Annotated in this window: 24 protein-coding genes; 15 read left to right on the forward strand and 9 right to left on the reverse strand. The window is 68.0% G+C overall.

Annotated elements, in window-relative coordinates; genetic code table 11:
* The first annotated feature begins 74 nt into the window (after positions 1-74).
* The gene (locus tag EOW65_RS08785) at positions 75-1,337 is read left to right on the forward strand and encodes a glycerate kinase type-2 family protein (protein ID WP_128148592.1); all 1,263 of its coding nucleotides are present in this window, start codon (positions 75-77) and stop codon (positions 1,335-1,337) included.
* On the opposite strand, the gene EOW65_RS08790 is transcribed toward EOW65_RS08785, so the two are convergent.
* The 3 genes from EOW65_RS08790 to puuE form a co-directional block, all read right to left on the reverse strand.
* Positions 1,338-1,829 carry an ureidoglycolate lyase gene (locus tag EOW65_RS08790; RefSeq protein ID WP_128148594.1) on the reverse strand — a complete coding sequence of 164 codons (492 nt, stop codon included), beginning with the start codon at positions 1,827-1,829 and terminating at the stop codon, positions 1,338-1,340.
* Positions 1,830-1,934: 105 nt separating this feature from the next.
* Positions 1,935-2,765 (reverse strand): bifunctional allantoicase/(S)-ureidoglycine aminohydrolase, encoded by an 831-nt coding sequence (locus EOW65_RS08795; RefSeq protein WP_128148595.1) that lies wholly within the window; start codon positions 2,763-2,765, stop codon positions 1,935-1,937.
* Complete coding sequence (gene puuE / locus EOW65_RS08800; RefSeq protein ID WP_128148597.1) at positions 2,762-4,177, reverse strand: allantoinase PuuE; 1,416 nt, start codon at positions 4,175-4,177, stop codon at positions 2,762-2,764. Before puuE ends, EOW65_RS08795 begins: the two co-directional genes overlap by 4 nt.
* A gap of 114 nt (positions 4,178-4,291) precedes the next feature.
* On the opposite strand from puuE, the gene uraH reads away from it, so the two are divergent.
* The 7 genes from uraH to EOW65_RS08835 all read left to right on the forward strand — a co-directional run bounded on the left by uraH (position 4,292) and on the right by EOW65_RS08835 (position 9,621).
* The gene (gene uraH, locus EOW65_RS08805; RefSeq protein ID WP_128148599.1) at positions 4,292-4,648 is read left to right on the forward strand and encodes a hydroxyisourate hydrolase; all 357 of its coding nucleotides are present in this window, start codon (positions 4,292-4,294) and stop codon (positions 4,646-4,648) included.
* 138 nt (positions 4,649-4,786) lie between these two features.
* On the forward strand, positions 4,787-6,019 hold the full coding sequence (locus EOW65_RS08810) for a urate hydroxylase PuuD (RefSeq protein WP_128148733.1): 1,233 nt from the start codon (positions 4,787-4,789) through the stop codon (positions 6,017-6,019).
* A gap of 203 nt (positions 6,020-6,222) precedes the next feature.
* The gene (locus EOW65_RS08815; protein WP_121533142.1) at positions 6,223-6,852 is read left to right on the forward strand and encodes an ATP-dependent Clp protease proteolytic subunit; all 630 of its coding nucleotides are present in this window, start codon (positions 6,223-6,225) and stop codon (positions 6,850-6,852) included.
* Between the two features lie 113 nt (positions 6,853-6,965).
* A complete protein-coding gene (clpX, locus tag EOW65_RS08820) occupies positions 6,966-8,234 on the forward strand; it encodes an ATP-dependent Clp protease ATP-binding subunit ClpX (RefSeq protein ID WP_128148601.1) in 1,269 nt (422 codons plus the stop codon).
* A gap of 94 nt (positions 8,235-8,328) precedes the next feature.
* Positions 8,329-8,709 carry an NADH:ubiquinone oxidoreductase subunit NDUFA12 gene (locus EOW65_RS08825; RefSeq protein ID WP_128148603.1) on the forward strand — a complete coding sequence of 127 codons (381 nt, stop codon included), beginning with the start codon at positions 8,329-8,331 and terminating at the stop codon, positions 8,707-8,709.
* 37 nt (positions 8,710-8,746) lie between these two features.
* A complete protein-coding gene (gene mlaD / locus EOW65_RS08830) occupies positions 8,747-9,247 on the forward strand; it encodes an outer membrane lipid asymmetry maintenance protein MlaD (RefSeq protein ID WP_128148605.1) in 501 nt (166 codons plus the stop codon).
* Complete coding sequence (locus tag EOW65_RS08835) at positions 9,244-9,621, forward strand: DUF2155 domain-containing protein (RefSeq protein ID WP_128148607.1); 378 nt, start codon at positions 9,244-9,246, stop codon at positions 9,619-9,621. Before mlaD ends, EOW65_RS08835 begins: the two co-directional genes overlap by 4 nt.
* On the opposite strand, the gene aat is transcribed toward EOW65_RS08835, so the two are convergent.
* The 3 genes from aat to accB all read right to left on the reverse strand — a co-directional run bounded on the left by aat (position 9,585) and on the right by accB (position 12,187).
* Positions 9,585-10,223 carry a leucyl/phenylalanyl-tRNA--protein transferase gene (gene aat, locus EOW65_RS08840; protein WP_128148608.1) on the reverse strand — a complete coding sequence of 213 codons (639 nt, stop codon included), beginning with the start codon at positions 10,221-10,223 and terminating at the stop codon, positions 9,585-9,587. The two genes, EOW65_RS08835 and aat, sit on opposite strands and share 37 nt — an antisense overlap.
* Before the next feature lie 115 nt (positions 10,224-10,338).
* Positions 10,339-11,685, reverse strand: a complete 1,347-nt coding sequence (accC, locus tag EOW65_RS08845; RefSeq protein WP_128148610.1) for an acetyl-CoA carboxylase biotin carboxylase subunit — start codon at positions 11,683-11,685, stop codon at positions 10,339-10,341.
* A 10-nt stretch (positions 11,686-11,695) separates the two neighbouring features.
* Positions 11,696-12,187 (reverse strand): acetyl-CoA carboxylase biotin carboxyl carrier protein, encoded by a 492-nt coding sequence (gene accB / locus EOW65_RS08850; protein ID WP_128148612.1) that lies wholly within the window; start codon positions 12,185-12,187, stop codon positions 11,696-11,698.
* A 291-nt stretch (positions 12,188-12,478) separates the two neighbouring features.
* On the opposite strand from accB, the gene EOW65_RS08855 reads away from it, so the two are divergent.
* Positions 12,479-13,816, forward strand: coding sequence for an NAD(P)-dependent oxidoreductase (locus tag EOW65_RS08855; protein ID WP_128148614.1), 1,338 nt, complete (start codon positions 12,479-12,481; stop codon positions 13,814-13,816).
* Positions 13,817-13,819: 3 nt separating this feature from the next.
* Complete coding sequence (preA, locus tag EOW65_RS08860) at positions 13,820-15,139, forward strand: NAD-dependent dihydropyrimidine dehydrogenase subunit PreA (RefSeq protein WP_128148616.1); 1,320 nt, start codon at positions 13,820-13,822, stop codon at positions 15,137-15,139.
* Positions 15,140-15,145: 6 nt separating this feature from the next.
* Here preA and EOW65_RS08865 read toward each other — a convergent pair whose 3' ends face one another.
* The 3 genes from EOW65_RS08865 to EOW65_RS08875 all read right to left on the reverse strand — a co-directional run bounded on the left by EOW65_RS08865 (position 15,146) and on the right by EOW65_RS08875 (position 17,096).
* Positions 15,146-15,721 (reverse strand): hypothetical protein, encoded by a 576-nt coding sequence (locus EOW65_RS08865; RefSeq protein ID WP_128148618.1) that lies wholly within the window; start codon positions 15,719-15,721, stop codon positions 15,146-15,148.
* A gap of 106 nt (positions 15,722-15,827) precedes the next feature.
* A complete protein-coding gene (locus EOW65_RS08870; RefSeq protein WP_128148735.1) occupies positions 15,828-16,439 on the reverse strand; it encodes a TetR family transcriptional regulator C-terminal domain-containing protein in 612 nt (203 codons plus the stop codon).
* 39 nt (positions 16,440-16,478) lie between these two features.
* Positions 16,479-17,096 carry a TetR/AcrR family transcriptional regulator gene (locus EOW65_RS08875; RefSeq protein ID WP_240664602.1) on the reverse strand — a complete coding sequence of 206 codons (618 nt, stop codon included), beginning with the start codon at positions 17,094-17,096 and terminating at the stop codon, positions 16,479-16,481.
* Between the two features lie 205 nt (positions 17,097-17,301).
* Here EOW65_RS08875 and EOW65_RS08880 point away from each other — a divergent pair, with 205 nt between their 5' ends.
* The 5 genes from EOW65_RS08880 to EOW65_RS08900 all read left to right on the forward strand — a co-directional run bounded on the left by EOW65_RS08880 (position 17,302) and on the right by EOW65_RS08900 (position 22,608).
* Positions 17,302-18,552: a Zn-dependent hydrolase gene (locus EOW65_RS08880; protein WP_128148622.1), complete on the forward strand. Its 1,251-nt coding sequence runs from the start codon at positions 17,302-17,304 to the stop codon at positions 18,550-18,552.
* An 80-nt stretch (positions 18,553-18,632) separates the two neighbouring features.
* On the forward strand, positions 18,633-20,087 hold the full coding sequence (gene hydA / locus EOW65_RS08885; RefSeq protein ID WP_128148624.1) for a dihydropyrimidinase: 1,455 nt from the start codon (positions 18,633-18,635) through the stop codon (positions 20,085-20,087).
* Positions 20,087-20,875 carry an ABC transporter ATP-binding protein gene (locus EOW65_RS08890; protein ID WP_121533172.1) on the forward strand — a complete coding sequence of 263 codons (789 nt, stop codon included), beginning with the start codon at positions 20,087-20,089 and terminating at the stop codon, positions 20,873-20,875. The genes hydA and EOW65_RS08890 overlap by 1 nt, the downstream gene beginning before the upstream one ends.
* A gap of 24 nt (positions 20,876-20,899) precedes the next feature.
* A complete protein-coding gene (locus EOW65_RS08895) occupies positions 20,900-21,763 on the forward strand; it encodes an ABC transporter permease (RefSeq protein WP_128148626.1) in 864 nt (287 codons plus the stop codon).
* The gene (locus EOW65_RS08900; protein WP_128148628.1) at positions 21,760-22,608 is read left to right on the forward strand and encodes an ABC transporter permease; all 849 of its coding nucleotides are present in this window, start codon (positions 21,760-21,762) and stop codon (positions 22,606-22,608) included. The genes EOW65_RS08895 and EOW65_RS08900 overlap by 4 nt, the downstream gene beginning before the upstream one ends.
* Positions 22,609-22,611: the final 3 nt, after the last annotated feature.

Raw genomic sequence — 22,611 nt, forward strand, 5'->3', positions numbered from 1 at the left:
AACCTGTGGCCCTGGAGGGATGCGATGACCCGAGCGAAGACCTGCCTGACCACATCGTGCCGGAAGGCGCGCGCATGGCTGCGCTGACCCCGCCCGCGGCTTTGCGCGCGATGTTCGATGCGGCCGTGGCCGCGGCCGATCCGATGCGGGTGATCCCCGCCGCGCTGCCGCCGCGCCCGGGCGGGCGGGTGGTGGTGGTCGGTGCCGGCAAGGCCTCGGCGCGGATGGCCGAGGCGGTCGAGGCCGCCTGGGGCCCCTGCGAGGGGCTGGTCATCACCCGCTATGGCTATGGCCGGCCCTGCCGCGGCATCGAGATCGTCGAGGCGGCGCATCCGGTGCCCGACGCGGCGGGCGTCGCGGCGACGCGGCGGATGCTCGATCTGCTTGCGTCTCTGGGAGAGGACGATTTCGTCCTGGCGCTGATCTCGGGCGGCGGCTCGGCGCTGCTGTGCGCGCCGGTGCCAGGGCTGACGCTGGCCGAGAAACAGGCGGTGACGACGGCGCTGCTGGCCTCGGGGGCGCCGATCGACCGCATCAACACCCTGCGCAAGCATCTGAGTGCGGTGAAGGGCGGGCAGCTCGCGGCCGCCGCCTGGCCCGCGCGGATGCTGGCGCTCGTCATTTCCGACGTGCCGGGCGACGACCTTGCCTTCATCGCCTCGGGGCCGACGGTGGGCGATGGCTCGACCGTCGAGGAGGCGCGAGCGGTGCTGGCGCGCTATGGCATCGCGGTGCCCGAGGTGGTGCGCGCGGCGCTCTCGCAGGGATCGGGGGTGCTCGCGCCGGGGGACGCGCGGCTCGCGCGGACCGAGACCCGGATCGTCGCGGCGCCGTCGCAGTCGCTCGCCGCCGCGGCGGAGGTCGCGCGGGCGGCGGGCTGCGAGGTGCGGCTGCTCGGCGACGCGATCGAGGGCGAGGCGGCGGTGCAGGGCGCGGGGCAGGCGGCGCTGGCGCGCCAGATCGCCGCGACGCGGCGGGCGGGAGACCCGCCGGTGGTGCTGCTTTCGGGCGGCGAATGCACGGTGACGCTGGCCGGCGCCGATGGTCGCGGCGGGCCGAATGCGGAATTCACGCTGGCGGCGTTGCTGGCGCTGGACGGCGCGCCGGGGATCTGGGCGATCGCCTGCGATACCGATGGCGTCGATGGCGCCGAGGAGGTGGCGGGTGCGCTGATCGGGCCGGCGACGCTGGCCGCGGCGGCGGCGCGGGGGCTCGATGCGCGCGCGGCGCTTGCCCGCCACGATGCGCATGGCTTCTTCGGCGCGGCGGGGGCGCAGGTGGTGACCGGGCCGACGCTGACCAATGTCAACGATTTCCGCGCCGTGCTGATCGTCTGATCAGGGGGCGGTGACCGTCACCGGGGTGTCGAGGATCACCTCCTCGAGGTTCGCCGTGGCGCCGATCCGGTCGATCACCGCGAAAAGCCCGGGCTCGGCGAGCGGCGTCAGCACCCCGTGCCAGGTGCCGCGGCGGAAGTTGATCGCCTGCGCGCCCGAGGTGACGAAGGCGCGCGGCTGGCCCGGGCGGCCGCCCATGTCGGGGGCGACGATGACGAGGAACGGGTCCGCCGTCATCGGCACGAAGGCCTGACTGCCCTCGGGGTGGCGCTCGAGCAGATCGAACGTGTAGGGCAGGGCGCGCGGGATCGCCTTGAAGATCGAGATCCCCGGCCGGCCACCGGTCTCGGGGCCGAAATCGAGCGTCGCGCGGTCGTGGAAGCGGCCGCACATGCCGGCGTTGATGATCCGGTCGGGGGCGCCTTCGGCCTCCATCACCTCGCCGAAGGGGGCGAAGGCCTCGGCGGTGAGGGGTTCGGTCGTGATCTGCATGTCGGGGCTCCGGTCCGGGCCGCCGGGGGCATCGCGCCCCCGGACCCCCGCGAGGTATTTCGGGCAAGATGAAAGGGGGAACGGGGCCCGTGGGCCCCGGCCCGGTCAGCGCGAAAACGGGCCGCGCAGGCGCGCGTGGCGGTTCACGTCCTTGTAGAGCAGGTAGCGGAACGGGCCGGGCCCCGCGGCATAGCAGGCCTGCGGGCAATAGGCGCGCAGCCACATGAAATCGCCTGCCTCGACCTCGACCCAGTCCTGGTTCAGCTTGTAGACCGCCTTGCCCTCGAGCACGTAGAGCCCGTGCTCCATGACATGGGTTTCCTCGAAGGGGATGAGCCCGCCGGGCTGGAAGGTGACGACGTTCACGTGCATGTCGTGGCGCAGGTCGGTCGGGTCGACGAAGCGGGTGGTGGCCCAGCGGCCCTGGGTGTCGGGCATCGCGACCGGGGCGATCTCGCGCTCGTTCGTCACGAAGGCCTCGGGCGCGGGCAGGCCGGGCGCGCGCTCGTAGAGCTTGCGGATCCAGTGGAAGCGCAGCGGGTGGTCGGCGCCGTTCTTCACCCGCCACTCGGTGCCCGGCGGGATATAGGCGTAGCCGCCCGCCGCGAGTTCGTATTCCTGCCCGTCGAGCGAGAGCCACATCTCGCCCTCGGTGACGAAGAGAACATGCTCCGCGCCGGGTTCGGCATCGGGCGCGTCCGAGCCGCCATCGGCGCCGACCTCCATCACATATTGGCTGAAGGTCTCGGAAAAGCCCGACATCGGCCGGGCGATGAGCCACAGCCGGGTGTCGGTCCAGCCCGGAAGGTAGCTGGTGACGATGTCGGAGAAGCAGCCTTTCGGGATCACCGCATAGGCCTCGGTGAAGATCGCGCGGCCGGTCATCAGCGCGCTTTGCGGCGGCAGGCCGCCTTTCGGGGCGTAATAGCCGGTCACGGCAGCAACTCCTTCAGGCGCAGGGTGGCGATGCGTTCGACCTGGTGGCAGGCCTCGGCGAATTCGGTTTCGGCATCATGCGCGAGGCGGGTCTCGAAGGCGGCGAGGATGCCGTCCTTCGTGTGGTCGCGCACGGCGATGATGAAGGGGAAGCCGAATTTCGCGGTATAGGCGGTGTTCAGCGCCTCGAAGCGGGCGCGCTCGGCGTCGGTCAGCGCGTCGAGCCCGGCCGAGGCCTGTTCGGCGGTGCTTTCGGCGGTGAGCCGCTTCGCCTGGGCGAGCTTGCCGGCCAAGTCGGGGTGGGCGGTCAGCACGCCGAGACGCTCGGCGGGCGTGGCGGTGCGGAACACCCGGGCGAGCGCATTCGCGAGCCCCACCGCGCTGTCATGCGCCGGGCCGAGTTCGAGGTCATAGGCGCGCTCGGCGATCCAGGGGCTGTGCTCGAAGATGCCGCCCCAGGCTTCGACGAAGCGGGCGCGGTCCATCTGCGAGGGGCGCTCGATGCGGTGATGCGGGTGCACTTCGGCCCAGTGCCGGGCGATGTCGCCGCGGCGGGCGAACCACGCGCCCTCGTGCGCCTTTGCGTAGTCGAGGAAGCGCTTCAGCCCGGCCATCTTGCCCGGGCGCCCGATCAGCCGGTTGTGCAGCCCGATCGAGAACATCTTGGCGCGGCCCTCGAGCCCTTCGGCATAGAGCGTGTCGAAGCTGTCCTTCAGATACTGGAAGAACATCTCGCCCTCGATCCAGCCGGGCGAGGTGGCGAAACGCATGTCGTTCGCCTCGAGCGTGTAGGGAATCACCAACTGGTCGCGGTCGGGCAGCTCGAGCCAATAGGGCAGGTCGTCGTCATAGGTGTCCGAGATCCAGTCGAAGCCGCCTTCCTCGGCGGTCAGGCGAACGGTATTGGCCGAGCAGCGCCCGGTGTACCAGCCGCGCGGCCGCTCGCCCACGACCTCGGTGTGAAGCCGGATCGCCTCGGCGATCTGCCGGCGTTCCTCGTCCTCGGGCATGTCCTTGTGCTCGACCCATTTCAGCCCGTGCGAGGCAATCTCCCAGCCGGCGTCCTGCATCGCGGCAAGCTGTTCGGGGTTGCGCGCAAGCGCCGTGGCGACGCCATAGATCGTCACCGGGATCTGCATCGAGGTGAACAGCCGGTGCAGCCGCCAGAACCCGGCACGGGCGCCGTATTCGTAGATCGATTCCATGTTCCAGTGGCGCTGGCCGGGCCACATCGCGGCGCCGGCGACGTCCGACAGGAACGCTTCCGACGCGGCATCGCCGTGCAGGATGCAGTTCTCGCCGCCTTCTTCGTAGTTCAGCACCAGCGAGATCGCGACGCGCGCGCCGCCGGGCCATTGCGCATCGGGTGGATTGGGGCCGTGGCCACGCATGTCGCGGGGATAACGGATCATCTGAGCCTCCGGGAATTTTTCGGGCGCGATCAAAGGACGATTGCCGGGCGGGCGCAAGGGGGTGCTTGCCGGCGCCGGGGACGCGCGCCATAGTCGGCGCAAAGGAGAGCCGCGATGACCGGATATCTGACCACCCATGTTCTCGACACCGCGCGCGGCTGCCCGGCCGAGGGGATCCGCATCGCGCTCTACCGCATCGAGGAGGGCGAGCGCGCGCAGATCGCCGAGGCGATGACCAACGCCGACGGGCGCACCGATGCGCCGATCCTGCCCGTGCAGGCCTTCGCGACCGGGGTCTACGAGCTGGTCTTCGAGGTCGGCGACTATCTGCGCGAAACCGGGCAGGCCGGGGCGGCGCCGCTGTTCCTCGACCATGTGCCGATCCGCTTCGGCATTTCCGAGCCCGCGGCGCATTACCATGTGCCGCTGCTGCTTTCGCCCTTCGGCTATTCGACCTATCGCGGCAGCTGATCTGACATCTGCCTGATTTTCCGGCGCCGGCGCCCGTTTGCGGGGCGCGCGTCCGAGGGGGGGCGGGCTCAGGCCCGCCGAGGCTTGCGTGGGTGGGGGCGCAGGCCGATGCTGTCGGAAAAAGAACACGGGGACATGATGTTCGACTATACCTTCCTGCTCGAGTGGGCGCAGTTCGCGGTGCGCTGGCTGCATGTCGTCACCGCCATCGCCTGGATCGGGTCGTCCTTCTACTTCATCGCGCTCGACCTTGGCCTGCGGCCCGAACCGGGCGCGCCGAAGGGGGTGACCGGGGCCGCCTGGCAGGTGCATGGCGGCGGCTTCTACCACATCCAGAAATACATGGTGGCGCCCGAGCGGATGCCCGACGAGCTGACCTGGTTCAAATGGGAAAGCTACATGACCTGGGTGTCGGGCTTTGCCATGCTGATGCTGCTTTATTGGGCGCAGTCGCAGTTCTATCTGATCGACCCGCGGGTGATGGACCTGCCGACCTGGGGCGCGATCGCGATCTCGGCGGGCTCGCTGACGATCGGCTGGATCCTCTATGACCTGCTGTGCAAGTCGAAGCTCGGCGAGAACAGCACCACGCTGATGGTGCTGCTCTATGTCATCCTGGTGGCGATGGCCTGGGGCTATACGCAGGTGTTCTCGGGCCGCGCGGCGCTTTTGCACCTTGGCGCCTTCACCGCGACGATCATGACCGCGAACGTGTTCCTGATCATCATGCCGAACCAGCGCATCGTGGTGGCCGACCTGAAGGCCGGCCGCACCCCCGATCCGAAATACGGCAAGATCGCCAAGCAGCGCTCGACGCACAACAACTACCTGACGCTGCCGGTGGTGTTCCTGATGCTGTCGAACCATTACCCGCTGGCCTTCGCGAGCGAGTACAACTGGCTGATCGCCTCGCTGGTGTTCCTGATGGGGGTGACGATCCGGCACTTCTTCAACACCCATCACGCGCACAAGGGCGCGCCATGGTGGACCTGGGGCGTGACCGTGGTGCTGTTCCTGATCTGCGTCTGGCTTTCGACCTTCACCGGCACCGGCGAGGGGGACGACACGGAAGCGGCGCTGAGCCCGATCGAGGCGCGTTTCGCCGAGGCCGCGGGCTTCGATCAGGTGACCGACATCGTTCTGGGCCGCTGCTCGATGTGCCACGCGACCGAGCCGGGCGGCTTCGACGCCATCACCCGCGCGCCGAAGGGGGTGCATCTGGAGACCCCGGCCCAGATCGCGCGGGCCGCGCATCAGATCTATGTGCAGGCGGGGCTGACCCATGCCATGCCGCCGGGCAACCTGAGCTTCATGGAAGCCTCGGAGCGTAAGGCGATCCGCGACTGGTACGAGGCCGCGACCCGCGGCTGAACGCCCGCGCCCGTCCTGCCCGGCCGTCGGCTGCGCCCGCTCCCGCCCGGGGCGGGCGTTTCCATGCCCGGCGCCGGGCCCGCTTTGCCGCACTTGCGGCATCAACTGTTGCCGGCTGCCCTTGCAGCGTCCTGCCCGCGCCACTAAGACTCGGGTAAAGTTCCGCGTTCATCGTGACGCAAGACCGCAGGGAAGGCTGAGGAATGAAGGATCCGATCGACCTCTACATGAACACGCTGGTGCCGATGGTGGTCGAACAGACCTCGCGTGGCGAGCGTGCCTATGACATCTACTCGCGCCTGCTGAAGGAGCGGATCATCTTCCTCGCGGGCCCGGTGCATGACGCCATGTCGACGCTGATCTGCGCGCAGCTGCTGTTCCTCGAGGCGGAGAACCCGACCAAGGAAATCGCGATGTACATCAACAGCCCGGGCGGCGTGGTGACCTCGGGGCTCTCGATCTACGACACGATGCAGTACATCCGGCCGAAGGTCTCGACGCTCGTCATCGGCCAGGCGGCCTCGATGGGCTCGCTGCTGCTGCAGGCCGGCGAGAAGGGCATGCGCTTCTCGCTGCCGAACTCGCGCGTGATGGTGCACCAGCCCTCGGGCGGTTATCAGGGCCAGGCCACCGACATCATGATCCACGCCCAGGAGACGCAGAAGCTGAAGCGCCGCCTGAACGAGATCTACGTCAAGCACACCGGCAACGATTACGAGACCGTCGAGGCGGCGCTCGAGCGCGACAACTTCATGTCGGCCGAGGATGCGAAGGCCTGGGGCCTGATCGACGACATCCTCGAAAGCCGCGGCAAGGCCGAGGCGGAGAAGTGATCCTGCCCCGCGGCGGGGCAGGATTTTTGACATTGTGATGACCATGGGGCTGCCCTAAACTTCAGGGGCGGCCCACCAGGGACCCGCGTTCCGGGCCAGAGCAGAGGAAGACGATGGCGAACAATTCCGGCTCCGACAGCAAGAACACGCTCTATTGCTCGTTCTGCGGCAAGAGCCAGCACGAGGTGCGCAAGCTGATCGCGGGCCCGACCGTGTTCATCTGCGACGAATGCGTCGAGCTGTGCATGGACATCATCCGCGAGGAGACGAAGAGCTCGGGGCTCAAGTCGACCGACGGGGTGCCCACGCCGCGCGACATCTGCAAGGTGCTCGACGATTACGTGATCGGTCAGATGCATGCCAAACGCGTGCTCTCGGTCGCGGTGCACAACCATTACAAACGGCTGAACAACAGCGCGAAGTCCGACATCGAACTGTCGAAGTCGAACATCCTGCTGATCGGCCCGACCGGCTGCGGCAAGACGCTGCTGGCGCAGACGCTGGCGCGCATCCTCGATGTGCCCTTCACCATGGCCGATGCGACGACGCTGACCGAGGCCGGCTATGTCGGCGAGGATGTCGAGAACATCATCCTGAAGCTCTTGCAGGCCAGCGAATACAACGTCGAGCGGGCGCAGCGCGGCATCGTCTACATCGACGAGGTCGACAAGATCACCCGCAAGTCGGACAACCCCTCGATCACCCGCGACGTCTCGGGGGAGGGCGTGCAGCAGGCGCTGCTGAAGATCATGGAAGGCACCGTCGCCTCCGTGCCGCCGCAGGGCGGGCGCAAGCATCCGCAGCAGGAATTCCTGCAGGTCGACACGACGAACATCCTGTTCATCTGTGGCGGCGCCTTCGCCGGCCTCGACCGGATCATCGCGCAGCGCGGCAAGGGCTCGGCCATGGGCTTCGGTGCCGCGGTGAAGGGCCCCGACGAACGCTCGGCGGGCGAGCTCTTCAAGGAGCTGGAACCCGAGGATCTGCTGAAGTTCGGCCTGATCCCGGAATTCGTCGGCCGTCTGCCGGTGATCGCGACGCTCGAGGATCTGGACGAGGACGCGCTGGTCACCATCCTGACCGAGCCGAAGAACGCGCTGGTGAAGCAGTATCAGCGGCTCTTCGACATCGAGGGCGTGAAGCTGAGCTTCACCCCGGATGCGCTGAGCGCCATCGCCAAGCGCGCGATCAAGCGCAAGACCGGCGCGCGCGGCCTGCGCTCGATCATGGAGGACATCCTGCTCGACACGATGTTCGAACTGCCGGGCATGACCGGAGTGCAGGAGGTCGTGGTGAACGAGGAGGCGGTCGAGACCGCCGAGGCGAAACCGCTGCTGATCTACGCGGAAAACGCGAAGAAAGAGCCGAAAAGCGCCAGCTGAGCGCGGGGCGGGCGCGGGCCCGCCCTTTTCGCAAGCGGCTCTGGACCTTGCCGCGCAACAGGCTATAAACGGGCAAAAGCCCGCGGAGGATGGCATGAACTTTCTGCTTCGCATTTTTACCTGGTGGAACCGGTCCCAGACCTCGGGGATCCGGCTGTTCACGGCCCGCAAGGGCGTGAAGGTGGGCGAGGATGCGGAAGGCAACGTCTATTACCAGACGGCCGACGGCAAGCGCCGCTGGGTGATCTACAACGGCGAGATCGAGGCGAGCCGGATTCCGCCGGAATGGCACGGCTGGATCCACTTCACCTGGGATGAACCGCCGACCAAGGTCGCCGTCGCGCACAAGTCGTGGGAGCTGCCGCATCTGGCGAACCGCACCGGCACCGACGCGGCCTATGTGCCGGCGGGCTCGATTCGTCGCGACGCGCCGGTCGAACGGCGCGACTACGAGGCCTGGCAGCCGGCCGAATGAGGCCGGGGCCCCGCCGGGTCCCTGCGCAGGAGAGATCATGAGCGAGAATCGCGTTGAAGTGCTGACCGGGGCGGTCGTTCTGGCTGTCGCCGCCGGCTTCCTGTTCTGGGCCGGCAAGGGGCACAGCTTCGGCACCGCCGCGGGCAGCTACCCGCTGCATGCCTCGTTCCGCTCGGTCGAGGGCGTGACGCCGGGCACCGACGTGCGCATGGCAGGCGTCAAGATCGGCACCGTCACCGACATCCGGCTCGATACCAAGACCTTCTTCGCCGACACCGCGATCGCGATCAACAAGGGCGTCGAGCTGCCCGACGATTCGCAGATCATCGTCGCCTCCGAGGGGCTGATGGGCGGCTCGTTCATCGAGATCCTGCCGGGCGGCAGCGTCGACAATTTCGCTCCGGGCGACGAGATCCTCGACACCCAGGGAGCGGTCTCGACGCTCGGGCTGCTGATGAAATTCGTCGGCGGTGGCGCGGACAAGCCGAAGGATGCGACCGGCACCGATGCCGGCACCACACCCGGGGTGCCGCAATGATCGCGGCCCTGCGCGCCGCGGCGCTGGCGCTCGCAGTCGGGGCGACGGCGGCGGTCGCGCAGGATGGCGGCGACGGGCTGGCCGAGGCGTCCGGTGCGGTGCTGCGCGGCCTCGACAAGGTGTCGGCGACCGCATCCGATATCGTGCTGGCGGTGGGCCAGACCGTCGAATTCGGCCATCTCCAGGTGACGCTGAAGGAATGCCGCTATCCGGCGGATGACCCTTCGTCGAACGCCTATGCCTATCTCGTCATCACCGATCCGAACGTTGCGCAACCGGTCTTCGACGGCTGGATGATTGCCGACAGCCCGGCGCTCTCGGCGCTGGATCACCAGCGTTATGACGTCTGGGTCATGCGCTGCAAGACCGACTGAGCATCGGGCACTGGCGCCGCGGTGAAATCGGCGCTCAGGCTCAGCGCTGCCGCCAGTCGGCGCCGATACTCGAGCCGCGGAATCTCGATCCCGCCCAGACTTGCCAGATGCGATGTCAGATATTGCGTGTCGAACAGCACGAAGCCGCTCTGCCGCAGCCGGTCGACGGTGTAGGTCAGTGCCACCTTCGAGGCATCGGGCACGCGCGAGAACATGCTCTCGCCGAAGAAGGCACCGCCCAGCGTCACGCCGAACACGCCGCCGACCAGCGCCTCGCCGCGCCAGACCTCGAGCGAATGCGCATGCCCCATCGCGAAGAGCGCATCGTAAAGGGTGAAGAGCGGGCCGTTGATCCAGGTTTCCTTGCGCGCCGCGCAGGCCTCGACCACCGCACGAAAGGCGGTGCCGATGCGGATCTCGAAGCCGCCGCGGCGGATTGTGCGGGCAAGCGAGCGCGAGACGTGGAAGCCGTCGAGCGGCAGGATGCCGCGGGCGCGGGGCTCGAACCAGAACAGCTCCGGATCGTCGCGGCTTTGTGCCATCGGGAAGATGCCCCGGGCATAGCCCGAAAGCAGCATCCCTGCCGTCAGTTCCTGCGCCATCGCATCCCCTCGCGTTGCCCCCGCACAATGGGCCGGAATCGGGGCGGGTTCAAACGGGTTCGCGCAAAGAAAAACGCCCCCTTGCGGGGGCGTTTCATGGTCTTTGGCGGATCGCTCAGCCGTAGGTCTTCTTCAGCCACTTCTCGAGCCAGTGGATCGAGTAGTCGCCCTTCAGAATGTCGGGCTCCTGCAGCAGCGCGGTGAACAGCGGCACGGTGGTGTCGACGCCGTCGACGATCAGCTCGCTCAGCGCGCGGCTGAGACGCGCCAGCGCCTCCTGCCGGTCACGCCCGTGCACGATCAGCTTGCCGATCAGGCTGTCGTAATAGGGCGGGATCTTGTAGCCGTCATAGAGTGCCGAGTCGACGCGCACGCCCAGACCGCCCGGGGCGTGATACTGGGTGATGCGGCCGGGGCAGGGGGCGAAGTTCGGCATCCGCTCGGCGTTGATCCGGACCTCGATCGCGGCGCCACGGATCTTCAGGTCTTCCTGACGGAATTCCATCTTCTCGCCGGCCGCGACGCGGATCTGTTCGCGCACGAGATCGACGCCGAAGATCGCTTCGGTCACCGGATGTTCCACCTGCAGACGGGTGTTCATCTCGATGAAGTAGAACTCGCCGTCCTCGAACAGGAATTCGATCGTGCCGGCGCCGGAATAGCCGAGCTCGGCCATCGCGTCGGCGCAGATCTTGCCGATCTTGGTGCGCTGTTCGGGGGTGATGCAGGGGCCGGGCGCCTCTTCCAGCACCTTCTGGTGGCGGCGCTGCAGCGAGCAGTCGCGCTCGCCCAGATGCACGGCGCGGCCCTTGCCGTCGCCGAAGACCTGGATCTCGATGTGACGCGGCTTCTGGAGATATTTCTCCATGTAGACCTCGTCATTGCCGAAGGCGGCCTTGGCCTCGGAGCGCGCGGTGCGGAAGGCGATCTCGAGGTCGGCCTCGGTCTCGGCGACCTTCATGCCGCGCCCGCCGCCGCCGGCGGTGGCCTTGATGATCACCGGATAGCCGATCTCGGCTGCGGTGCGCTTCGCCTCCTCGACGTCATGCACGCCACCGGCCGAGCCCGGAACCACCGGGATGCCCAGCTTCTTCGCGGTTTCCTTGGCGGTGATCTTGTCGCCCATGATGCGGATATGTTCCGCCGAGGGGCCGATGAAGGTGATGCCGTGATCCTCGAGCACCTGCACGAAGTTCGCGTTTTCCGAAAGGAAGCCATAGCCCGGGTGGATCGCCTGGGCGCCGGTGATCTCGCAGGCGGCGACGATCGCCGGGATCGAGAGATAGCTCTCGGAGGACGGCGGCGGGCCGATGCAGACGCTCTCGTCGGCCATGCGCACATGCATGGCGTCGGTGTCGGCGGTCGAGTGCACCGCGACCGAGGCGATCCCCATCTCGCGGCAGGCGCGGATCACCCGCAGGGCGATCTCGCCCCGGTTGGCGATCAGGATCTTGTCGAACATGGGCATGCCCTCACTCGACGATCATCAGCGCCGAGCCGTATTCGACCGGCGTGCCGTCGTCGACGAGGATGCGCTTGACCGTGCCCGAATGCGGTGCCGGGATGTGGTTCATCGTCTTCATCGCCTCGACGATCAGCAGGGTCTGGCCCTCCGTCACCGTGTCGCCGACCTTGACGAAGGCATTGGCGCCTGGTTCCGGCGCCAGATAGGCGGTGCCGACCATCGGCGAGGTCACGGCGCCGGGCAGCGAGGCCGGGTCGGCATCGGCCACGGGGGCTGCGGCGGCAGGGGCTGCAACCGCAACCGGCGCGGCGGCGGGGGCCGCATAGACGGGGGCGGGGGCCGCGGCGATCACCGTCGCCTGCTTCACCACGCGCACTTCGAGGCTGTCATCCTCGCCGTATTCCCGCACAACCGAGATTTCGGTGAGGTCGTTGCTGTTCAGGAGCTCGGCGAGCGCCTGAATGAAAGCCACGTCGTTTTCATGGGATTGTTTGGTCATGCCGTCCTCAAAGGATGCTGTCAGGTTCTGGTCGGCCCGGTCGTTTGGTGCCGGGCGCCCCGGTATCAGGACCGCCTTATACGCCAGCCGGGCCGGGGAGGAAAGCGCGAACGACTGACGTGGCGGCAGGCCGGAGCCGGGCGACTTTGCCCAATTTTTCGGCGATGACGCGTAGGCTGCCTTGCGCGCGGGCAAATCGGCCCGGATGCGGCGCCGCGGCGTATTTTACCACTTGATAAAATTTTTGCCCGTGCAAGCGTGGGGACAATAACAAAGCCAGGGAGGTCCAAGGTGACCAACAGCCAGTTCACGCCCGGGGTGGTGCCCGGGCGGCTTTCGCCCGAGCGCTATGCGGCGAATTTCCAGGATGTCGCGCCGCCGCTCAGCGCCCATGCGGCCGCGGTGGCGGCGGATCGGTGCTATTTCTGCCATGACGCGCCCTGCGCCACGGCCTGCCCGACGACGATCGACATTCCGCTCTTCATCCGGCAGATCGCGACCGGCACGCCCGAGGCGGCGGCGAAGACGATCTTCTCGCAGAACATCCTCGGCGGCATGTGCGCGCGCGTCTGCCCGACCGAAAACCTGTGCGAGGGCGCCTGCGTGCGGATGGAGGCCGAGGGCAAGCCGGTCGAGATCGGCCTGCTGCAGCGCTTTGCCACCGACACGCTGCTGGAAAAGCAGGGCCATCCCTTCACCGCCGGCGCCCCCACCGGGCGCTCGGTCGCGGTGGTGGGCGGCGGGCCCGCGGGGCTTGCCTGTGCGCACCGGCTCGCGCTCAAGGGCCACAAGGTGACGCTCTACGAGGCAAAGCCGAAGCTCGGCGGGCTCGATGAATACGGCATCGCCGCCTACAAGGCGCCCGAGGATTTCGCCGCGCGCGAGGTCGCCTGGCTGTTGCAGGTGGGCGGCATCGAGGTGGTGACGAACTGGGCGCTCGGCCGGGCGGGCGACGGCACGCTCGACGATCTTCTGGGCCAGCACGACGCCGTCTTCCTCGGCATCGGGCTGTCGGGCGTGAACGCGCTGAGCCTGCCGGGAGGCGAGCTTGCGACGCCTGCGACCGAGTTCATCGCGGCGCTGCGGCAGGCCGACGACCTCGCCACCCTGCCGGTCGGGCGCAAGGTGGTGGTGATCGGCGGCGGCATGACGGCGGTCGATGCAGCGGTGCAGGCGAAGCTGCTCGGCGCCGAGACCTCGACCATCGTCTATCGCCGCGCGCAGGCCGAGATGCCGGCCTCGGTCCACGAGCAGGAGCACGCCGCGACGCATGGCGTGCGGATCATCTGCAACGCCGCGCCGGTGGCGATCCATGCCGTCGCGGGCGGGCTCGAGGTCGAGTTCGCGCGCACCGAGACCGGCGGCGCCGGGCTGCGGATGCTTGATGACACCTTCCGGCTGAAGGCGGATCAGGTGCTCTCGGCGATCGGCCAGACGCTTGGCGCGCTGCCCGAGGGGGTGAAGACGGCCGGGCCGAAGATCGGCACCGACGGGGCGGGGCGGACGAGCCTTGCGCGGGTCTGGGCGGGCGGCGACTGCGCGCCTGCGGGCGAGGACCTGACGGTGACTGCCGTCGCGCAGGGGCGCGATGCGGCCGAAGACATCCACTCTTTCCTGATGGGGGCCTGACAGATGGCGGACCTGCGCAGCAACTTCATCGGCATCAAGTCGCCGAACCCGTTCTGGCTCGCCTCGGCGCCGCCGACCGACAAGGAATACAACGTCCGCCGTGCCTATGAGGCCGGCTGGGGCGGCGTGGTGTGGAAGACCCTCGGGGCCGAGGGGCCGCCCGTCGTCAACGTCTCTGGGCCGCGCTATGGCGTGATCTATGGCGGCGACCGGCGGGTGATGGGGATCAACAACATCGAGCTGATCACCGACCGCCCGCTCGAGGTCAACCTGCGCGAGATCAAGTCGGTCAAGCGCGACTATCCCGACCGGGCGCTCGTCGTGTCGCTGATGGTGCCCTGCGACGAGGAGAGCTGGAAGGCGATCCTCGCCCATGTCGAGGACACCGGCGCCGACGGGGTCGAGCTGAACTTCGGCTGCCCGCATGGCATGGCCGAACGCGGCATGGGCTCGGCGGTGGGGCAGGTGCCCGAATATATCGAGATGGTGACCCGCTGGGTGAAGCAATATTCGCGCATGCCCTGCATCGTGAAGCTGACGCCCAACGTGACCTCGATCCTGCCGCCGGCGCTGGCCGCCAGGCGCGGCGGGGCGGATGCGGTCAGCCTGATCAACACAGTGAAATCGGTGACCTCGGTCAATCTCGACGATTTCTGCCCCGAGCCGATGATCGACGGCAAGGGCACGCATGGCGGCTATTGCGGCCCGGCGGTGAAGCCGATCGCGCTGAACATGGTGGGCGAGATCGCGCGCTATGCCGAAACCCGCGGTCTCCCGATCTCGGGCATCGGCGGCGTCACCACCTGGCGCGACGCGACCGAGTTCCTGGCGATGGGGGCGGGCAACGTGCAGGTCTGCACCGCGGCGATGACCTATGGCTTCAAGGTGGTGCAGGAGATGATCTCGGGCCTGTCGGACTACATGGACAGGAAGGGCTTCACCTCGGTCGAGGAGATCGTCGGGCGCGCGGTGCCGAATTTCTCGGAATGGCAGCACCTGAACCTGAACCACGTCACCAAGGCGGTGATCGACCAGGAGGACTGCATCAAGTGCGGGCGCTGCTATGCCGCCTGCGAGGACACCTCGCACCAGGCGATCGCCATGGGCGAGGACCGCATCTTCACCGTGAAGGACGAGGAATGCGTCGCGTGCAACCTCTGTGTCGATGTCTGCCCGGTCGATTGCATCAGCATGAAGACCCTGCCGCTTGGCACGGTCGATCCGCGCACCGGGCGCAAGGTCGCGCCCTATGCGAACTGGACGACCCATCCGAACAACCCGGGCTCGTCGAACTACACCTGCGGCATCACCGCCGCGGAGTGATCCCGCTCAGCGCGTCACGTCGAGGCTTGGCCCCGGCGGGACCGCGCCCCTGACCTCGGCCCCGAGCGGCCAGGCGCCCCGCGGCAAGGTCGCGGGGCGTTCGTCTGACGCGGGGGCGGTGGCGCTGGCTTGCTCCGGCGCGACGGCGGGCCGCATCGGAGCGACCTGCACCGCGCCCGTGGCCGCAAGGTCTTTGCCGGCGGAGGCACGAAGAGAAGACACCTCGTGCAGCGGGCGCGGGCGCAGGGCCGCGACATGCGCTTCGAGCGGCGTCACCTCGAAAGCGGGGGGCGGTCCGGTCGGCGCATCAGGGTCCGGCGCAGCCTCGATCCGCGGCACGATGGCCCTGGCGGCGTCCGGTCCGGCCGGATCGGCTCCGGCGCCGTCCTGTCGCAACAGGCTGCGGATTCGGGCAACGAAACCGGTGCCGCTGCCGGTGTCGACATCCGCCTCCATCCCGCCCGCGGTGTCGGCGCTGCTGCGGACCGGCTCGACGGTGGTGGCGGGGGCGGCCTTCGGGGCAGCCGGAACCAGCTGCGGCGACCAGCCGATCTGGGGCAGCACACCGGAAATCCGGTCCATTTCCATCCTCCTCGCCCGATTCCTCCACGGGCTCACTCTGTGCCGTCGGGGTTATCCGGGGGTAAATCCGGGAGGGTTTATTTCAGGGACTGGTTAACTCAGCCGCTCAGGGGGCGAGCAGCCGCTCGAACAGCGTGTCGAGGAACTGCCCGGCCTCGTCGAGCGGGTCGCGCCCGGGGCCGAGCACGGCACGCACCTGCACGTCGAAATCGGCGTAATGCTGGGTCAGCGCCCAGATCGAGAAGATCAGGTGATGGGGGTCGACCGGGGCGATGCGGCCGGCTTCGGACCAGGCGCGGATCACCGCGGCCTTCTCGTCGACAAGCTCCTTCAGCTCGCTGCCCAGAAGCGCGCTCATCCGCGGCGCGCCCTGCAGCACCTCGTTGGCGAAGAGGCGGCTTTCGCGCGGCATCTCGCGGCTCATCTCGAGCTTGCGGTGCATGTAGGCCATGATCTCGGCCTTGGGCTCGCCCGCCGGGTCCATCGCCCGCAGCGGCGCCAGCCAGTCGTCGAGCAGCCCGCTCAGCAGCTCGACATGGATCGCCTCCTTCGAGGGGAAATAGTAGAGCAGGTTCGGCTTCGACAGACCCGCCGCCTGTGCGATCTGGTCGAGCGTTGCACCGCGGAAGCCCTGCGCCGAGAACACCTCGAGCGCGGCCTCGAGGATGGTCCCGATGTTGCGGCGCTGAATGCGGGTGCGCGGACGCTGGGGCGTGATCTCGGCCAAGTTCTCTCCTCCGGATCCTCGCGGTATACTTCAGGTTTCCGGGGGGTTCAACGGATCGGGCTCATGGCGGCAGGGCGCCGGATCGGCGCCGATGCCGCGCAGGATGATCTCCTTGACCGAGGTCTTGGCCGCGGCCCAGTCCGCCTCGCTCAGCGGGCCGCCGTTCAGCACCTCGATCTGGTGGCCGAAATCGGCGTAATGCTGGGTCGAGGCCCAGAGCATGTAGAGCAGGTGCTCCGGGTTCACCTCGGCCATCTTGCCCTCGGCGATCCAGCGCCGGATCACCGCTGCGCGCCCCGCCGTCCAGTCGCGCAGCGTGGTCTCCAGATAGTCCTGAATCACCGGCGCGCCATGCATCACCTCCGACGCCCAGACCTTCGAGCCGTTCGCATGCCGGCGCGAGATTTCGAGCTTGGCATCGATATAGGCGCCGATGCCCTCGGCCGGGCCGGCGGCATCGTCCATCACATTCGCCGCGGCCAGCCAGATCCGGAAGATGCGCTCGACCACGGCGCGATAGAGCGCCTCCTTGGTGGCGAAATAGTAATGCAGGTTGGCTTTCGGCAGCCCCGCCATGTCGGCGATCAGCTGCATCGTCGCGCCGCCGAAGCCCGCCTCGGCGAAGACGGTCTCGGCCGCCTTCAGGATGGTTTCCTCGTTCGCCTTGCGGTTCGCGGTGCGGCGCCCATTTTTTGGGCGTCCTGCTGCTGTCGTTTCGTTCACGGCGCCCCCTGCGGCGGAAATCTTGTTGACCGGATGGTCAGGACGTGGCTCCCTCAACCTGACCATACGGTCAGAAAAAGATTCGTCGCAAGAGGGCAAGACGCCCCACAGTCGACAGGGAGTTCGCAAGATGTCTGCACCCGGAGAAAACCTCCGCATCAATTCCGCACGCCTGTGGGACAGCCTGATGGAGATGGCGAAGATCGGCCCCGGCGTGGCCGGCGGCAACAACCGCCAGACCCTGACCGACGCCGACGCCGAGGGCCGCGCGCTGTTCCAGAGCTGGTGCGAGGCCGCGGGCCTGACGATGGGCGTCGACAAGATGGGCACGATGTTCATGCGCCGCGAGGGCACCGAGCCCGACGCGCTGCCGGTCTATATCGGCTCGCATCTCGACACCCAGCCGACGGGCGGCAAGTATGACGGCGTGCTGGGCGTTCTGGCCGGGCTCGAGACGCTGCGCACGATGAACGATCTGGGGATCAGGACGAAGCATCCGATCGTGCTGACGAACTGGGCGAACGAGGAGGGGGCGCGCTTCGCCCCGGCGATGCTCGCCTCGGGCGTCTTCGCCGGCGTGCACACGCTCGACTACGCCTATGGCCGCAAGGATCTCGAGGGCAAGACCTATGGCGCCGAGCTCGAGCGGATCGGCTGGAAGGGCGGCGAAGAGGTCGGCGCGCGCAAGATGCACGCCTATTTCGAATATCACATCGAACAGGGCCCGATCCTCGAGGCCGAGGAGAAGACGATCGGCGTCGTCACCCATTGCCAGGGGCTGTGGTGGCTCGAGTTCACCCTGACCGGCAAGGAGGCGCACACCGGCTCGACCCCGATGGCGATGCGGGTGAACGCGGGCCTCGCGATGGCGCGGATCTTCGAGATGGTGCAGGAGGTGACGATGGCCGCCCAGCCGAACGCCGTGGGCGGCGTCGGGCAGGTGACCTTCTCGCCGAATTCGCGCAACGTGCTGCCCGGCACGGTGGTCTTCACCGTCGACATCCGCACCGTCGACCAGGAAAAGCTCGACGCCATGCGCGCCGCGATCGAGACCCGCGCCGCGGCGATCTGCGCCGAGCTGGGCGTGGGCTGCGCGGTCGAGGCGGTGGGCCATTTCGACCCGGTGACCTTCACCCCCGAGCTGGTGGGCCGGGTCCGCGCGGCGGCGGAAAAGCTTGGTTACAGCCACATGGACATCGTCTCGGGCGCCGGCCACGACGCCTGCTGGGCCGCCAAGGTGGCGCCGACCACGATGATCATGTGCCCCTGCGTCGACGGTCTGAGCCACAACGAGGCTGAGGAGATCAGCCCCGACTGGGCCGCCGCCGGCGCGGATGTGCTGCTGCATGCGGTGCTCGAGACGGCGGAAGTCGTCGCCTGAGAAAACGGCCGGGGGCGCCGCCCCCGGACCCCCGAGGTATTTGGGCCAAGATGAAAGCAACGGCTTTCAGGGAGTTATCCATGACCACCACAGTCATCAAGAACGGAACCATCATCACCGCCGATCTGACCTATAAGGCCGACGTGCTGATCGAGGGCGGCAAGATCATCGGGATCGGGCCGGATCTGGCGGGCGACGAGGTGCTCGAGGCCGAGGGCTGCTATGTCATGCCCGGCGGCATCGACCCGCATACCCATCTGGAATTCCCCTTCATGGGGACTTTCTCGGCCGATGATTTCGACTATGGCACGCGCGCGGCGCTGGCGGGCGGCACGACGATGGTCGTCGATTTTGCGGTGCCGGCGCCGGGGCAGAGCCTGCTTGATGCCTACAAGGCCTGGCACAACAAGTCGGCGCGGGCGCGCTGTGACTATTCCTTCCACATGGCGGTGACCTGGTGGGGCGAGCAGGTCTTCGAGGAGATGAAGGAGGTCGTCGGCCTCGGCATCACCACCTTCAAGCACTTCATGGCCTACAAGGGCTCGCTGATGGTGAATGACGACGAGCTCTTCGCCTCGTTCAAGCGCTGTGCCGAGCTGGGGGCGATCCCGCTCGTCCATGCCGAGAACGGCGATATCGTCGCCGAGATGTCGGCGAAGCTCCTGGCCGAGGGCAACACCGGGCCCGAGGCGCATGCCTATTCGCGCCCCTCCCAGGTCGAGGGCGAGGCGACGAACCGCGCGATCATGATCGCCGACATGGCGGGGGTGCCGCTTTATGTCGTGCACACCTCCTGCGAGGAGGCGCACGAGGCGATCCGCCGCGCCAAGATGAACGGCAAGCGGGTCTGGGGCGAGCCGCTGATCCAGCATCTGACGCTTGATGAAAGCGAATATGCGAACCCCGACTGGGATCACGCCGCGGGCCGGGTGATGTCGCCGCCCTTCCGCAACAAGAAGCATCAGGACAGCCTGTGGGCGGGCCTTGCGTCGGGCACGCTGAGCTGTGTCGCCACCGACCATTGCGCCTTCACCGTGGAGCAGAAGCGCTATGGCGTCGGCGATTTCACCAAGATCCCGAACGGCACCGGGGGCCTTGAGGACCGGATGCCGGTGCTGTGGGAGAAGGGCGTGAACACCGGCCGGATCACGATGAACGAATTCGTCGCCGTGACCTCGACCAATATCGCCAAGATCCTGAACTGCTATCCGAAGAAGGGCGCGGTGCTGGTCGGCTCGGACGCTGATCTCGTGGTCTGGGACCCGAAGGCGTCGAAGGTGATCTCTGCCAAGACCCAGCAATCGGCGATCGAATACAACGTCTTCGAGGGCATCGAGGTGCACGGCCTGCCGCGCTACACCCTGTCGCGGGGTCTGCTCGCCTATGCCGATGGCAAGGTGCTGGCACCCGAGGGGCATGGCGAATTCGTGGCGCGCGCGCCGAACGGCACGGTCAACCGCGCGCTTTCGACCTGGAAGGAGCTCACCGCGCCGCGCCCGGTCGCGCGTGCCGGCATTCCGGCCTCGGGGGTGTGATGGCGGCGATCCCGATCATCGAGGCGCGGGGCGTCGATCTCGTCTTCCAGACGAACGACGGCCCCGTGCAGGCGCTGCGCGATGTGAACCTCGAGGTTGCGAAGGGGGAGTTCGTCTCCTTCATCGGGCCCTCGGGCTGCGGCAAGACCACCTTCCTGCGCTGCATCGCGGCGCTGGAAACGCCGACCGGCGGCACGCTGAAGGTGCGCGGCATGAGCGCCGACGACGCGCGCCGCGAACGCAGCTATGGCTATGTGTTCCAGGCGGCGGGGCTCTATCCGTGGCGCACCATCGCCGGCAACATCCGCCTGCCGCTGGAGATCATGGGCTATCCGAAGCCCGATCAGGAGGCGCGGGTCGAGAAGGTGCTCGAGCTGGTCGACCTCAAGGGCTTTGGCAAGAAGTTCCCCTGGCAGCTCTCGGGCGGCATGCAGCAGCGTGCCTCGATCGCGCGCGCGCTCGCCTTTGACGCCGAGATCCTGCTGATGGACGAACCCTTCGGCGCGCTCGATGAGATCGTCCGCGACCGGCTGAACGAGGAGCTTCTCAAGCTCTGGTCGCGCACCGGCAAGACCATCGGCTTCGTCACCCATTCGATCCCCGAGGCGGTCTATCTGTCGACGAAGATCGTGGTGATGAGCCCGCGTCCGGGCCGGATCACCGACGTCATCGACAGCCCGTTGCCGCGCGGCGAGCGGCCGCTCGAGATCCGCGACAGCCGCGAATTCCTCGAGATCGCGCACCGGGTGCGCGAGGGGCTGCGGGCGGGGCATGCCTATGAGGTCTGAACGCGGCGCAGGGGGAGAGATGCGATGAACCGGATCCTGCCGGTGCTGACCGTTGTCGCCGCCATTGTCGTGCTGTGGTATGGTGCGGCGGTCTGGCTGAATTCGAAATGGGTCTATGACCAGGCGGCGCGGGCGGGCACCGAGGTGACGACCGCGCAGCTGATCTCAGAGACCATGGCGCAGGAGCGCCCGGTCCTGCCCGCGCCGCATCAGGTGCTGGCCGGGCTGTGGGACGGCGTCGCGGGGCAGAAGATCACCTCGAAACGCTCGCTCGTCTATCATGGCTGGGTCACGCTCTCGGCGACGATGGCGGGCTTCGTGCTGGGCACGGCGGCGGGGCTGATCCTGGCCATCGGCATCGTGCACAGCCGGGCCATGGACATGTCGGTGATGCCTTGGGCGATCGCCAGCCAGACCATCCCGATCCTGGCAATTGCGCCGATGGTGATCGTGGTGCTCGCCTCGCTCGGCATCAAGGGGCTGGTGCCGAAGGCGATCATCGCGGCCTATCTCAGCTTCTTCCCGATCCTTGTCGGCATGGTGAAGGGGTTGCGCGCGCCCGACGGGATGCAGCTCGACTTGCTGCGCACCTACAACACGCCGCGCGCGGCGGTGCTGTGGAAGCTGCGGCTGCCGTCCTCGATGCCCTATCTCTTCGCCTCGCTGAAGGTCGGGGTCGCGGCGGCGCTGGTCGGCACGATCGTGGCCGAGCTGCCGGCGGGCGCGACGGCGGGTCTGGGCGCGCGGCTGCTCTCGGGCAGCTATTACGGCCAGACGATCCAGATCTGGGCCGCGCTCTTTGCCGCGGCGCTGCTCGCGGCGGCGCTGGTGGCCGTGGTCGGCGCGCTCGAGGCGGTGACGCTCAAACGCATGGGGATGGCACGATGAGCTGGCAGGGCTGGGCGGCACTCGCCTTCTGGATCGCGACCTCGGCGCTGAACGCGACCATCGCCAACCGCTGGGGCGGGGCCCGCTGGGCGCGGATCTTCGTGCCGGTCCTCTTCGGCATCACCCTGCTCGTGCTGTGGCAGGGCGTGGTGACCGGGCTGGGGGTGAGCCCGGTGATCCTGCCGCCGCCCTCGATGATCGCGGCGCGCTTTGCCGAAAGCACTGCGCTGCTGTGGGGCGATTTCGCCCAGACCATCCTGAAGGGGGCGCTGGCGGGCTATGTCATCGGCTGCGGCGCGGCGGTGCTGGTGGCGATCGCCGTCGACCGCTCGCCCTTCCTGCAGCGCGGGCTGCTGCCGGTGGGCAATTTCGTCGCCGCCCTGCCGATCGTCGGCATCGCGCCGATCCTGGTGATGTGGTTCGGCTTCGACTGGCAGTCGAAGGCGGCCGTGGTGGTGGTGATGGTGTTCTTCCCGGTGCTGGTGAACATGGTCGCGGGGCTTGCCGCCACCGATGCGCTGCAGCGCGACCTGATGCAGACCTATTCCGCCACCTACCGGCAGAGCCTGCTGAAGATGCGCCTGCCGGCGGCGATGCCCTTCCTGTTCAACGGGCTGAAGATCGCCACCACGCTGGCGCTGATCGGCGCAATCGTTGCCGAATTTTTCGGCAGCCCGACGCGGGGCATGGGCTTCCGCATTTCGACCGCGGTGGGGCAGCTTGATATGCCGCTCGTCTGGTCGGAGATTGCGGTGGCGGCCCTCGCCGGGTCGGGCTTCTTCGGGATGATGGTGCTGATCGAGAAGGCGGTGACCTTCTGGCACCCCTCGCAGCGCGTGAAATGAGTT

This window comes from Paenirhodobacter ferrireducens, assembly GCF_004022265.1.
GTDB classification, from domain to species: domain Bacteria; phylum Pseudomonadota; class Alphaproteobacteria; order Rhodobacterales; family Rhodobacteraceae; genus Rhodobacter; species Rhodobacter ferrireducens.

Coding starts and splice junctions, on each gene's coding strand:
- EOW65_RS08785 (WP_128148592.1), top strand. CDS start 75: ATGGCTGCGCTGACCCCGCCCGCGGCTTTGCGCGCGATGTTCGATGCG.
- EOW65_RS08790 (WP_128148594.1), bottom strand. CDS start 1,829: ATGCAGATCACGACCGAACCCCTCACCGCCGAGGCCTTCGCCCCCTTC.
- puuE (WP_128148597.1), bottom strand. CDS start 4,177: ATGATCCGTTATCCCCGCGACATGCGTGGCCACGGCCCCAATCCACCC.
- uraH (WP_128148599.1), top strand. CDS start 4,292: ATGACCGGATATCTGACCACCCATGTTCTCGACACCGCGCGCGGCTGC.
- EOW65_RS08810 (WP_128148733.1), top strand. CDS start 4,787: ATGTTCGACTATACCTTCCTGCTCGAGTGGGCGCAGTTCGCGGTGCGC.
- EOW65_RS08815 (WP_121533142.1), top strand. CDS start 6,223: ATGAAGGATCCGATCGACCTCTACATGAACACGCTGGTGCCGATGGTG.
- clpX (WP_128148601.1), top strand. CDS start 6,966: ATGGCGAACAATTCCGGCTCCGACAGCAAGAACACGCTCTATTGCTCG.
- EOW65_RS08825 (WP_128148603.1), top strand. CDS start 8,329: ATGAACTTTCTGCTTCGCATTTTTACCTGGTGGAACCGGTCCCAGACC.
- mlaD (WP_128148605.1), top strand. CDS start 8,747: ATGAGCGAGAATCGCGTTGAAGTGCTGACCGGGGCGGTCGTTCTGGCT.
- EOW65_RS08835 (WP_128148607.1), top strand. CDS start 9,244: ATGATCGCGGCCCTGCGCGCCGCGGCGCTGGCGCTCGCAGTCGGGGCG.
- aat (WP_128148608.1), bottom strand. CDS start 10,223: ATGGCGCAGGAACTGACGGCAGGGATGCTGCTTTCGGGCTATGCCCGG.
- accC (WP_128148610.1), bottom strand. CDS start 11,685: ATGTTCGACAAGATCCTGATCGCCAACCGGGGCGAGATCGCCCTGCGG.
- accB (WP_128148612.1), bottom strand. CDS start 12,187: ATGACCAAACAATCCCATGAAAACGACGTGGCTTTCATTCAGGCGCTC.
- preA (WP_128148616.1), top strand. CDS start 13,820: ATGGCGGACCTGCGCAGCAACTTCATCGGCATCAAGTCGCCGAACCCG.
- EOW65_RS08865 (WP_128148618.1), bottom strand. CDS start 15,721: ATGGACCGGATTTCCGGTGTGCTGCCCCAGATCGGCTGGTCGCCGCAG.
- EOW65_RS08880 (WP_128148622.1), top strand. CDS start 17,302: ATGTCTGCACCCGGAGAAAACCTCCGCATCAATTCCGCACGCCTGTGG.
- hydA (WP_128148624.1), top strand. CDS start 18,633: ATGACCACCACAGTCATCAAGAACGGAACCATCATCACCGCCGATCTG.
- EOW65_RS08890 (WP_121533172.1), top strand. CDS start 20,087: ATGGCGGCGATCCCGATCATCGAGGCGCGGGGCGTCGATCTCGTCTTC.
- EOW65_RS08895 (WP_128148626.1), top strand. CDS start 20,900: ATGAACCGGATCCTGCCGGTGCTGACCGTTGTCGCCGCCATTGTCGTG.
- EOW65_RS08900 (WP_128148628.1), top strand. CDS start 21,760: ATGAGCTGGCAGGGCTGGGCGGCACTCGCCTTCTGGATCGCGACCTCG.